Source organism: Phyllobacterium zundukense (assembly GCF_025452195.1).
Classification (GTDB): Bacteria; Pseudomonadota; Alphaproteobacteria; order Rhizobiales; family Rhizobiaceae; genus Phyllobacterium; species Phyllobacterium zundukense_A.
Genome location: NZ_CP104971.1, coordinates 279720 through 292106 on the forward strand (window position 1 = coordinate 279720; position 12387 = coordinate 292106).

At 55.9% G+C, this 12387-nt stretch carries 11 protein-coding genes and 2 pseudogenes; 11 read left to right on the forward strand and 2 right to left on the reverse strand.

Annotated features, from left to right (window positions below):
• Positions 1-477: 477 nt before the first annotated feature.
• Together N8E88_RS05890 and N8E88_RS05895 are read right to left on the reverse strand one after the other, a co-directional pair.
• Positions 478-1555: pseudogene (locus N8E88_RS05890) on the reverse strand (transposase); the annotation flags it as partial.
• Positions 1556-1646: 91 nt separating this feature from the next.
• A pseudogene (locus N8E88_RS05895) lies at positions 1647-2111 on the reverse strand (IS6 family transposase); the annotation flags it as partial.
• 151 nt (positions 2112-2262) lie between these two features.
• On the opposite strand from N8E88_RS05895, the gene N8E88_RS05900 reads away from it, so the two are divergent.
• From N8E88_RS05900 to N8E88_RS05950, 11 genes are all read left to right on the forward strand, one after another.
• Positions 2263-2919: a response regulator transcription factor gene (locus tag N8E88_RS05900; RefSeq protein WP_262291567.1), complete on the forward strand. Its 657-nt coding sequence runs from the start codon at positions 2263-2265 to the stop codon at positions 2917-2919.
• Positions 2916-4292, forward strand: coding sequence for an ATP-binding protein (locus N8E88_RS05905; RefSeq protein ID WP_262291568.1), 1377 nt, complete (start codon positions 2916-2918; stop codon positions 4290-4292). Before N8E88_RS05900 ends, N8E88_RS05905 begins: the two co-directional genes overlap by 4 nt.
• Before the next feature lie 101 nt (positions 4293-4393).
• Positions 4394-5077, forward strand: coding sequence for an MtnX-like HAD-IB family phosphatase (locus tag N8E88_RS05910; protein ID WP_262291569.1), 684 nt, complete (start codon positions 4394-4396; stop codon positions 5075-5077).
• Positions 5078-5096: 19 nt separating this feature from the next.
• A complete protein-coding gene (locus N8E88_RS05915; protein ID WP_262291570.1) occupies positions 5097-6518 on the forward strand; it encodes an aspartate aminotransferase family protein in 1422 nt (473 codons plus the stop codon).
• 4 nt (positions 6519-6522) lie between these two features.
• Positions 6523-7476: an arginase family protein gene (locus N8E88_RS05920; protein WP_262291571.1), complete on the forward strand. Its 954-nt coding sequence runs from the start codon at positions 6523-6525 to the stop codon at positions 7474-7476.
• On the forward strand, positions 7473-7826 hold the full coding sequence (locus tag N8E88_RS05925; protein WP_262291572.1) for a DMT family transporter: 354 nt from the start codon (positions 7473-7475) through the stop codon (positions 7824-7826). Before N8E88_RS05920 ends, N8E88_RS05925 begins: the two co-directional genes overlap by 4 nt.
• A complete protein-coding gene (locus N8E88_RS05930; RefSeq protein WP_262291573.1) occupies positions 7823-8698 on the forward strand; it encodes a fatty acid desaturase family protein in 876 nt (291 codons plus the stop codon). Before N8E88_RS05925 ends, N8E88_RS05930 begins: the two co-directional genes overlap by 4 nt.
• Positions 8685-9503, forward strand: coding sequence for an alpha/beta hydrolase (locus N8E88_RS05935; protein WP_262291574.1), 819 nt, complete (start codon positions 8685-8687; stop codon positions 9501-9503). Before N8E88_RS05930 ends, N8E88_RS05935 begins: the two co-directional genes overlap by 14 nt.
• A complete protein-coding gene (locus N8E88_RS05940; protein WP_262291575.1) occupies positions 9484-10662 on the forward strand; it encodes a GNAT family N-acetyltransferase in 1179 nt (392 codons plus the stop codon). Before N8E88_RS05935 ends, N8E88_RS05940 begins: the two co-directional genes overlap by 20 nt.
• Positions 10659-11084, forward strand: a complete 426-nt coding sequence (locus N8E88_RS05945; RefSeq protein ID WP_262291576.1) for an EamA family transporter — start codon at positions 10659-10661, stop codon at positions 11082-11084. The genes N8E88_RS05940 and N8E88_RS05945 overlap by 4 nt, the downstream gene beginning before the upstream one ends.
• Position 11085: 1 nt before the next feature.
• Positions 11086-12381 (forward strand): SAM-dependent methyltransferase, encoded by a 1296-nt coding sequence (locus N8E88_RS05950; RefSeq protein ID WP_262291577.1) that lies wholly within the window; start codon positions 11086-11088, stop codon positions 12379-12381.
• Positions 12382-12387: the final 6 nt, after the last annotated feature.

Sequence of the window (12387 nt, forward strand, 5' to 3'; positions counted from 1 at the left end):
CCGACGGTCAACGCTAACCCTGATGTCATTGCCCCTTCGATCTGTACCTTCAACGACGTATCGCGATCTTGTTCTTCTGACGTCGTCTACATTTCTGAGGCCCTCGGATCGGGCGATCCGAACAGCCTGTCGCTCATCGATTTCCATAACTCGGCGGTCTGGTCTCTCGCGCTCAGGCTCCCGCAGCCGCAATCCATTGGGACCGAGCTCAATGGATTGCGCAAAAGTTTGCGGCGCAACGGTGGGCGTCACCAAGGTGGCCGCTCCAATGATGACCAATATCTTGAACATGATGTTCTCCCGGTAATTGTCCCGCCTGAAGATCTAAACGTCCAATTCGTAGTAGCGTTCCGTTTTCGAGCACGCTCCTTTAGAAGACCGCTGCGCACCTTACCCAGGAGATGGTCCCATTCGGCTATCGCGGATGAATCGGCGTATTTGCGGAAAAGCCGCGCACGACGAACTAGCGGGCGGTCCGGAGCGAGAATCCGCCTTTGTTCCAGAAACGGGGCGGATCGGCCAGTCAGTAACCCTTCCTTTGAAATGCCGATCAGGGCCGTCGCGCGGTTTTATGCACAAAGCTGCGGCCACTACAGACGAGATCACATGGCCGGTATCAGGATCGCGGACAGGTTCTGAAACATGCACATCTGGAGGCGGATCGTCGGGTTGGATGTTCGGCTTCACGCCACACCTTCAACAGGCGCTCCAGATTGGAACGACTGCCCGTGTAGCCGCGGTTCTTGATATCGTGAAATAGATGGCGCCCAATGCGGTTTCCATTCTTCCAGCATTCAGCCAGAAAAGTTTCAAAATACAACGGCGATGTCGGATTCAATGCTGCCCGGTTTCTGTCTCGAGGTGCGTTAGAAGTGAGCCAATTCGCGATGCTGCGGCGCTCGTATCCGGTCCGCCTTGCAATCTCGCTGTAGGTGAGGCCCTGCTGGCGCAAAGCTTGAAGCGTGGCAAATATTTCCTGACGGGATTGTCTGTGCTGCAAGCGGGCTCGGCGATGTTGTGCCGTAGCGCTGGCGATCGCATCTTCGGAGAGAATGGGTCTAACATGGGCGTGGCCATAAACGCTCATCTGTTCCTTGATCGCCGCCCGGAGATTTTGGACCAGATGAAAACGGTCAGCCACCTGGCGGGCCTGCGGTGCGCCCTCCCGGGCTGCCTGGGCATACAGGCCACAGCGATCTCGGCTAACAACTTCGATCGTCGGACGTTCTTGCAACCATGCTTTTGCGCTCTCAACGCTGCGGTCGTCCAGAACATCGACGACCGATTGACGCTCAAGATCGACCATGATCGTGCCGTACCGCGAGGAATGCCGCCAGCTCCAATCATCAATGCCTACAACCCGAATATTGTCTTTTTGCAGGGACGCCGGACTATTGCGCTTCAATTGCCGCAAGATCGTGTCGTCACTGACCAGCATGCCGAGCCGATGCAACAAGTATTCACCCGGCCGACCGCCGATCTTGTGGCCAATCAAGCGTACAATCTCGGCCATCCGTTCAGTTCGTCGCGTGTAGGGTGAAGCAATCTCGGGCAGATCTTGTGCCAGCTCCAGTCACCTACGAATGGAGTTCCTGGGTGCCTAGAGCGAGATATTGCGCTTAGGCTGCTGCAAAACGGTGTCGTAGCTTTGCTACTCCATAGGAGCGGAGCTTGTCGGTGATCATTCACTTGGCACGAGCCTCTGCTTTCTCAGGAGCCTTGTTAGCAATCGCTTTGCTGCCTTGGTGTTGCGGCAGCTTTGCTGCCTTGGTGTTGCGGCGGTTCTGGACGATTTCATCGAGCACATATCCGTCCTGGTCGACGGCCCGCCACAACCAGTGTTTTCTGCCAGCGATACTGATGACGACTTCATCCAGGTGCCAGATATCAACGCGGCTTGGCTGCTTGCGGAGCAGACGCCGGGCATACTTCGGACCGAACTTCCATGCCCAACGGCGGATGGTCTCATAGGAAACCACAATGCCACGCTCAAGCAACCTTTCTTCGACCAGCCGCAAACTCAGTGGAAACCGGAAATAAAGCCAAACCGCGTGCGCGATGGTCTGGGGTGGAAAACGATGGCGCTTGTAGCGGATAACAGGCATGTTCATGTCGTCACATCTATGTCCAAACTCGCTCACCGACAGTTAATGTGACAAGCCCGCTTGCGGTGCTGCCCGCAAAAAGCCGGGATGTTGTTTCTTAGCTTTTGGGCTCGCACCCGCATGCAATCTTGCTATCCCCCGAAAGGTGCCCGTAACGATGCGTCTGTTGCTGATCGAAGATGACGTGATCCTTGGATCGTCGTTAAAGAAAGCGCTTGAGAAACATGCCTATGGAGTGGATTGGATCCAGGACGGCGAATCCGGGCTCGCTGCGCTGGAGGATTTGAACTTCAGCGTTGTGGTACTCGACGTCAACTTGCCGAAACTCACGGGAATCGAAGTGCTGAGAGCAGTGCGGCAAAAGAAGAATATGGTTCCGATCTTGCTGCTGACCGCGCGGGATACTCCGCTACAGAAGGTTGAGGGCCTTGACAGCGGCGCTGACGATTATCTCGTCAAGCCTTTTGATCTCGATGAGCTGTTAGCACGGCTTAGAGCACTGATAAGGAGGCGGGACGGACGTTCCGATGTGGTCCTGAGGTGCGGAGATGTTGAAGTCGACCCCGCCGCCATGGTGGTGCGTAGCACATCGGGACAAGTCGCGATGACGGCCAAGGAGTTTCAGATGCTGAAGCTCCTCATGGAACGCGCCGGCAAGTACGTTACAAAAAGCGACATTGAATACGCGCTTTACAGTGCGGAAAGTGCTGTGGAGAGCAATACGACGGAAGTGGTCATCTACAATCTCCGAAAGAAACTTGGCAGCGACTTCATCAAGTCTATCCGCGGCGTCGGATACATGGTCGAGCAATGATCAGATCAACGCTGACGCGCAAACTGTTTTTCAGAATTGCTCCAACAATTCTGATCACCATAGCCGTCATCGGCGCGTTTGCCTTCCGCAGCGCCACGCGCGAAATCAACAACATCTACGACGCACAGTTGATCAACGACGCGAATGTCCTTTGGACGCTGCTGGAACGCGAGGTCCAAAAACCGGGCATCCATAAATTCAAGCAGGTCAACGATATCGATCTGGCGATGGGCAACCAGCTGGCAATTAACGAAGATGCGGACGACTATGCGGACGCACACATGTTTCGTGCCTGGAAAGACGGGGAGATCCGCGTGTTCTCCAGTACCGCGTTCCCCAAGACCATTCCGGAGCAGCCGGCCGGCTTTACGGATTTGACGTATAAGGGTGAAGCCTGGCGGGTCTACTCGCTGCCAATTCCGCAAACGACAATCGTTGTGGAGATTGGAGAAAAACAGGCTTTGCGCAGGACACTTGTTTCGAACATTCTGCTGAACCTGTCTTTTCCATTGTTGGTGCTCTTTCCGCTCATCGCAGTTTTGATCTGGTTCGGTATCAAGAACGGCCTCAGCACAATTCATGGATTGGTCCGCCAGATTCGCAGCCGTTCGCCTGACGATCTTTCGGTGATTCCCCTCGATACATTGCCGAGAGACCTTTCCCCGCTCGGCAGATCGATCAATCAGCTTCTTGACAAGCTTGACCGCTCTCTGACGGCCGAAAGGCGCTTTGCCGACCATGCAGCCCATCAGCTGCGAACCCCTCAAGCATCTTTGAAGTTATTGCTGCAAATGCTGGCGAACGCGGAAAGCGAGCAAGAGCGCAAAATCATCGTCGGCGACCTCGTCGCCAGCAATGAAAAAGCAATGCACCTGATCGAGCAACTGCTCCGTGCCGCGCGCGTGAGCCACCAGCCAATGCAGTTGAAAAGCGTATCTCTGTACAACGCCGTGGCTTCTGTGATCGCTGAGTTCGGCAGTATCATCCATCAGAAGAAACTCGATGTCTCCCTGCACGGCGATGAAAGCGCGCAGGTCAATGCCGATGAATCGCTTCTTCGGCTGATGGTCGCCAATCTCGTCGACAACGCGATCAAGTACACCCCGAGCGACGGTGCCATCGAAGTATCGATCACGGCCAGGCAGGATTGCTGGCTATTGTCGATCAGCGATAGTGGGCCTGGAATCGCGGCGCAACATCGCGAAGCTGTGTTTCAACGCTTCTACCGGGTCGATACGCCGCATGCTGAGGGGGCGGGGCTGGGCTTGGCGATCGTTGCCGATATTATTGACCGTTTCTCCGCCACCATCGCATTGAATGCTGCGGGATCAGGCAGAGGATTGAGCGTCGACGTGCTGATGCCGAGAGCATAGCGCGCGTCTTCAGGCGATTTCAGTTTCGTTTCATTTTGGCATAATTCTGCACTCAGGCACGGCTGATAGAACCCCCGCACGATTGTGCAAGGAGTTTTTAAATGCACGTGTACTGCGATTTCGATGGAACGATTTCGGTCGAGGATGCGACGGATTTTGTTCTTTCAAACTTGGCTAATCCCGCATGGGAAGCCATCGAACAACAATGGCAAGAGGGCGAGATCGGTTCGGCAGAATGCATGCGCCGCCAGATCGGCTTGATCCACGCCAAGCAACATGAACTCGATGATGTGCTTGAAGATGTCGTTATCGACCCGACCTTTGCTGCATTCGCAAATTTCTGCAGCTGCCGCGCCGTGCCGCTCACCATCGTCAGCGATGGCGTCGATTACTTCATCAAGCAAATTCTCGTGCGCAACAACCTCAGCCATATTCCCGTCGTCGCCAACAAGTTGACGATCGTCAATCCGGACGGGAAACCATCTTACCATCTGACCTCTCCGCACGCCGATCAAGATTGTTTGTCAGCCGCCGGGGTTTGCAAGTGCAGATCGCTGACGCCGCGTGATTTGCGGGTCTATGTCGGCGACGGCCGTTCGGACTTCTGCGTTTCCCATCAACCGGAACTGGTCTTCGCCAAGGGGAAACTGGCTGATTACTGTTTTGCCGAGGACATCCCTTTCATTGCGTATGAGACCTTTGCCGATCTCACCCATAGCCTCAAGAGCGCGATACCGAGCCTGAAGGGCGACGCCTTGATATCTCCCCGCCACGTCGCCGCATAATCACAAGCGAGAACCTTTAATGAACACAAAATTTGTCATCAAGCAGCCTGAGCTCGTATCTCCGCTGCCGAACTCGGAACTCGAATTGCGCCTGCTTGAGGAGACCTATTGTTCTCACGGCGATACTGTCCACTACGCCCAGCAGCCGAGCTTTTTCGAAACTTGCGAAGGCTCCTACCTTTACGACAGCAAGGGTACGCCGTTCCTCGATCTGCAGATGTGGTATTCGGCGGTCAATTTTGGCTACCGCAACCCGCGCCTGAACGCCGCCGCACATCGGCAGCTGGACACCCTGCCTCAGGTGGCGTCGCAATATCTGCACCGGGAAAAGGTCGAACTCGCGGCCATGATTGCCCAAGACGCAGAACGGAAATTCGGCTCGAAAGGACGTGTTCATTTCAATGTCGGCGGCTCGCAGGCCATCGAGGATTCGCTGAAGCTTGTGCGCAACTATTCGGGCGGAAAGAGCCTGATGTTCGCCTTCGAGGGTGGCTATCACGGGCGCACGCTTGGTGCCTCGGCGATCACGTCGAGCTATCGCTATCGCCGGCGCTACGGGCACTTCGGCGAGCGCGCACAGTTCATCGAGTTTCCCTATCATTTTCGCGGTCCGAAAGGCATGAGCAAAGAGGAATACGGCCACCAGTGCGTGCAGAAATTCGCGCGGCTGTTCGAGAGTGAATACAACGGCGTGTGGGATCCCAAAGCGGGCAAGGCGGAGTTTGCCGCGTTCTACGTGGAGCCCATTCAGGGAACCGGGGGCTATGTCATCCCTCCCATGAACTTCTTCAAGGAGTTGAAGCAGGTCCTTGACCAGCATGGGATCCTGCTCGTGGTCGATGAAATCCAGATGGGCGTCTACCGGACAGGCAAGATGTGGTCGATCGAACATTTCGGTGTCAGCCCGGACATCCTCGTCTTCGGCAAGGCAATCACCAACGGTCTCAATCCACTTTCGGGCGTCTGGGCGAAAGAGGAAATCATCCACCCGGGCATTTTCCCTCCAGGTTCAACGCATTCCACCTTCGCCAGCAATCCGATGGGAACCGCCGTGGCACTGGAAACCATGAAAATGCTTGAGGAGGAGGATTTCGGTGCCGCGATCGTCGAGAAAGGCGCTTACTTTCTCGACGGGCTAAAAGAACTGCAAAAACGCCACCGGATCATCGGCGATGTGGATGGGCTGGGTTTGGCCTTGCGCGTCGAAATATGCACCGAAGATGGTTTTACGCCGGACAAGGCGGCGATGGACTGGCTCTGCGGTGAGGGGATGAAGGGTGATCTCAGTGTCGGCACGAACATGTACGGGCTCGTCCTGGATGTTGGCGGTTACCACAAGAATGTCATCACCCTCGCGCCCAACCTTTTGATCAGCCGCGACGAGATAGATCTTGCCCTGATGCTGCTGGATCAGCTTTTTACCCGGGCTTCGAAGCGATAGGCCGATGCAACTCCTGCTCCTCCACCTTGACGATGCGCTCGAGTTGCAGCCCGATTTCATCCGCGCCTGCCTGAATACAGGCGCTGGTGAGATACAGGCCGAGAATGAAGGACAGGCCATCAGGCTTTGGGGCAAGAACCCCGATCTGTCTGCCGTCCGGACCAAGCTTGCGCGCAGGATGCTGCGCGGGAGAAAGGATGCACATTTGTGTTTCATGGGCTCAGGTGATTTTCATCACGTCACCGCGCTGTTGCTCGACGTCGCCCTCGAAAAGGACGGAAAGCCGGCCACGGTGATCCATTTCGACAACCATCCCGATTGGGTTCATTTCAAAGGTGGCATCCATTGCGGCTCATGGGTCAATAGGGCGCTGGAACACTCCCAGGTTCGCAAGGTCATCACTGTCGGCGTCTGCAGCGACGATCTGAAGAAGCCTGAGTGGAAGGGAGCAAATCTTTCGCTGCTGAAGAAAGGCAAGCTTGAGCTCTATCCCTACGACCATCCACCGAGCCGGGTCAAAAAGGAATATGGGTCTGGGTCGAGCTACCGGCAGGATTCCGGCTCGCTCTGCTGGAACACGATTGCCGCTATCGGTGAGCAGAATTTCATTGATCGTCTCTTGTCGCGGATAGAAACGGAAGCAGTCTATCTGACGATCGACAAGGACGTGTTGTCCCGGGACGATGCTGTCACGAATTGGGATCAGGGTAGCATGAGGCTGCCCTATCTCCTGACGCTGATAAGCGAAATCGGCTGTCGCCACCGCATCGTCGGCGCAGACGTCACCGGCGACTATTCGATCCCGGCCTATGCGGGCGGGTTATGGACGATGTTTTTGAAACACGCCGAGATTCTGCTGGATCAGCCCCGGCGGCCTCGGGATCCGCACCTCGCAACCAACATTAACACCGCAGCCAATCACGCCCTTCTCGAAGTTATTGCGCAGGCCATGCCATGAGCGGCACCCTGACCCTGCCAATGCTGGCGCTGATCAGTTTTTGCATTCTTGCGGAAATGGCGCGTGAGGTCTGCTTCAAACAGGCCGCGCACGCTTCGACGCTTCGTCAGGCATTGGTGAAACCCGCCACCTGGGTGGGCATCGTCTTTTGGGCGGTGGAACTGTTCGCGTGGATGATGGTGCTCGAACACGTGCCGCTATCCATCGCCTTTCCAATGATGGCGCTGAGCTATGTTGTCATCGTTGTCGCCGGAGCCTGCTTTTTCAAGGAACACGTCAATCTGCGTCACGCGGCTGGAGTTCTTCTCATCACGGCCGGCGTGACGTGCGTTGGAGCAACAGGACTATGAAACTCTTCACTCACACCAAATGGGATGCCGCGCCCGTGATCGCGGCAATCGCTCACCTATTCTTCAATATTTACCTCATCGCCGGATTTCACAGCCGCCCGCTATGGCTGTCCGTTGTTCTGGGTTGCGTTTACGCCGTCTCGATCTCGTGGAATATCAACAGCATCTCCCACAATTTCATTCACACCCCCTATTTTGCCGCGCGCCCGCTGAACTATGTCTTCAGCCTGCTGGAATCCATCACCATCGGCTTTTCGCAGGCCTACTATCACTGGATCCATATGCGCCACCATTCGGGCAACAGCGACAAGCCGAATGAAAAGGGTGAAACAATCGATTGGTTGTCTATTTACAGACACGGCAAAAACGGCGAACCGGAAAACGTCTGGAGCTACACGTTCCTCAGCTTTTTTCGCGACGATATCGGCGATATTCATAAAGGCGTTGCCCGCACCCGGCCGTTCGACGCGAAATGGGGCCGCTTCGAGCTCTACGCGTTCTTTGGCGCGGTCGGTCTCGCGCTGATCTATGACTGGCGCGCTGTCCTGTTTTTCGTGCCGTTCTATTATTTCGGCAATTGCCTGTCATCGCTCAACGGCTATTACGAGCACCTTCACGGCGATCCGGAGGAACCGATAGCCTGGGGCGTCAGCAGCCACAATCGTTTCTACAATTGGCTGTGGTTCGGCAACGGCTATCACGCCGAGCATCATTATCGTCCGCGCACACATTGGACGAAACTCCGCTCCTTCCACGAACAGATCGCGGACCAGCAGGAAGAAGCCGGTGTTCACGTCATCAGCACCTGTCACGCGCTCGGGTTCATGGCGAAGGAAAACCGCGAGTTGGAAATCTCGAATGCAGATCGCTGACCCGTTTGGATATTTCATGGAGGGCACCAACGGCAAAGGCGTCCTTCTTGTGCACGGTCTGACCGGCGCACCCGCGGAAATGCGGCTTGTGGCGCGGCAACTGAACCGCCGGGGCTATACGGTCTATGTACCGCTTCTCGCCGGTCATGGTGGCGATGTGCGAAAGCTGCGAGGCACGCGCTGGCAGGATTGGCTGGAGAGTGTCGAGCAGGCAGTGGAGCAGTTGACCGCCTATACCAGTGAGATGTTCGCTGCCGGCATCTGCGTCGGCGGCAAGCTGGCGCTTCTGGCTGCGCACGAGCAGCCCGGAATGCTCAAGGCTGTGGCGATTTACTCTCCGTGCTTTCTCTATGATGGCTGGAACGTGCCGTTCTATTACCCGTTGCTGTCGCGCAACATCACCTGGTTGGCGCATGTCCCTTTTCTGGATCGCCTGAATTTCAGTGAAACTTCGGCGCTTGGCGTCAAGGACCAGCGTATGCGCCGGATGATGGAGAGCATGTCGCGAGAGGGCATCCTCGAGAAATTCCCCGGCAAGGGGCTGGTAGAGATGTACCGCCTGGGGAGGGCACTCAAACACGAGCTGCCGCATATGCTGACGCCCACGTTGATCCTGCATTCAAGGGAGGACGACCTCAGCAGTCCCGTCCATGCTCGTTATATCAGCGACCATATCGGGGCGCCAAACGAGTTGCGCTGGATCGATGACAGCTACCACATGATCCATCTCGACCGGCAGCACAGGCAGGTCGCAGATCTCACCGCCGATTATTTTGGAGTGGGCCATGCTTCAGACCATCTCTGAATCAACGCTTACCAGGATACGGTTACCGGCGAAAGACAATCCGCTCATACAAACGCGCGTTGTGAATTCGATCCGGGAAGTCGGTAAGCAAGCGTGGAACGCCTGTTTCGAAGATGAGGTCGAAGATTTCGATTGCCTTCTCGCGATCGAAGAGGCCGGGATCGAAGGTTTCGCCTGGCGCTACGTAACGGTAGTTGAAAACGGGACCGTAATCGCCGCCCTGCCGGCATTCATTACCGGTTACCAGCTTGAGACGACGTTGGAAGAAGGACCTGTGCGCCGTTTCATTCGTCGGATGCGAGGCTTCTTTCCTGGTTTCCTCACGTTGAAACTCGCGTGTCTCGGCTCCCCGTGCACGGAAACGGGCAAGCCCGGCTTTTGTGCCAACGTCCCTTCAGAACGCCAGCCTGAGTTGCTGGCGCGACTTATTGCCGGGCTCGAGAAGCACGCGGACAATAACGGTTGTTCCCTGCGGGGCGTAAAGGATATTCCTGAGCCTTGTGCGTCGGCGTTCGCGCCGGTATTTACGCAATCAGGATTTGCTTCCATTCCCGGGCTTCCGACAGCTTGTCTCGATATCGATTTCGACTCGATCGAAAGCTATCTGGGCTGCTTGTCCTCAGGAACCCGCAAGGACATGCGCCGGAAACTGAAATCTTTTGATCGCATCAGGATCGAGACACGAACCGACCTTGCAGACCTCATGCCGCGCGTCATGGCTCTTTATAATGAGACACGAAGCCGGAGCGAATGGCAGTTCGAAGCTCTTACCGCTGGATATTTTGCCGGCATTCTCGACCGTATGTCCGGGAAGTCATTCTGCACCTTGTATTTTGCAAATGAGAAGCTGCTGGCAGCCAATATTCTCGTCCACAACGAAACGACAGTCATCGACAAGTTCTTCTGCATGGACGGAGAGGAGGGCCGCGCCTACGATCTTTATTATCTAAGCTGGTTCGCCAATCTGCGTTATTGCATCGACCACCGCGTCGCCCGCTATCAGAGCGGCCAGGCTTATTATGAAAACAAACTACGGCTCGGCAGCAGGCTCACTGCAAACACAATGTATTTCAAGCATCGGAACAAGGGCGTCCAATGGCTGCTAAGGCTTGTATCGCCCCTGTTTGGCGTGGATGAGCCTCCTGGAGGCGCTTCATGAACGGCCTGCGTCTTTCCTGGTTCGCCATTCCGGTGCTGAACACGTTGTTTCAGATTTTCATCAAGCTTGCTGCCGATGCGGGGGGTGATCATGCCAGTGGCTGGCTTTCCGGATCACTCGCATCGCCCTGGTTGCTTGCGGCCGTTGCAGTCGAAATCGTCTGCTTCCTGATCTGGATGCAGGTCCTGTCTGAGCTCGATCTGAGCAAGGCGTTTCCCCTTTCTGCTTTAAGTTACGTGCTGGTTCTCCTGTCGAGCTGGCTTTATTTCCGGGAGCAGATCACCACGCTCCAGTTGCTTGGAAGCGCGCTCATACTTGGCGGAGTTTGGCTGATCGGGACGGCTTCCGGACATGGCAGCCCTCAACAAAGCACGCAGGAGATCAAGTTTCCGCCAGTTACGACAATGCGAGCCAGACGATGAAATGACCAGACACTTCCAATTTCCAGATGATGGTTCCCACAAACGCCCCAAGACGCTTGCCGATCGTGCGCTGCATGCCGCGCTCCTTCGCATCGTTGGCAAAGGTCGCCTGACTGTCACGACCGCGAAGGGCAAAAGATTGTCTTTCGGAGATGGCAGCGGACCCGCGGTATCGGTGAGGTTTACCGACAGTCGGGCACAGTTGGCTTTTCTGGCCGACGCAGATATGCGGCTTGGCGAGCTTTTCATGGAGGGCCGCTTTGTCGTCGAGGAGGGCTCTATCTATGACTTCATCGCGCTGCTGTTGCGAGAAGCCCAGAACAGCAGCCATCCTTGGCCAGCGCGCTTCATAGACTCTCTGCGCGCCAGATTCCGCAAGCTGAAATGGCCTAATTTGCCCGGCCGATCGAAGCGAAACGTTGCACACCATTACGATCTCGACGGACGGCTCTACGAGTTGTTCCTCGATACGGATCGTCAATATTCCTGCGCTTATTTCGAACATCCCGATCAGTCGCTCGAAGAAGCACAATTGGCGAAGAAGCGACACTTGGCGGCCAAACTCCTGCTCGAACCGCATCAGCGCGTTCTGGATATCGGCTGCGGTTGGGGCGGTCTTGCGCGGCATATCGGTGCAAGGCTGACAAAGGGTGAAGTACTGGGCATAACCCTGTCCGAAGAACAGCTGGCATATGCACGGTCATCACTTGGCCAGGGAGACAGCCGCGTCTCATTCGAGCTGCAGGATTACCGCCACCTGAAAGGCCGATTCGACAGAATCGTATCGGTCGGCATGTTCGAACATGTTGGCGCCGCGTCGTACGGTACGTTTTTCAAAACATGCGCAAGATTGCTTGATGACGATGGCGTCATGGTTCTCCACACGATCGGCTGCTCGTCTACTCCGGGCTTCACCACACCGTGGCTGAACAGGTACATTTTCCCGGGCGGTTACATTCCTTCATTGTCCGAAATTGTTCCCCACATCGAGAAGGCGGGAATGATGGCAACCGACGTGGAGGTGCTGAGGCTCCATTATGCCTCAACGCTCGAAATTTGGCGCGAGCGTTTTATGGCGAAGCGGGAGGCGGCGAAAGCGCTTTATGACGAACGATTCTGCCGGATGTGGGAGTTTTATCTGGCGGCGGCGGAGGCAGCGTTCCGATACGAGGACCTGGTTGTGTTCCAGATTCAGATGGCCAAGCGCAACGGAGCTGTTCCCCTCACCAGGAACTACATTCGCGATGACGAACTGCACGCAACGAGAAATCTCGGGCCCCTCTTCCCGGCACCGTAACGCAGA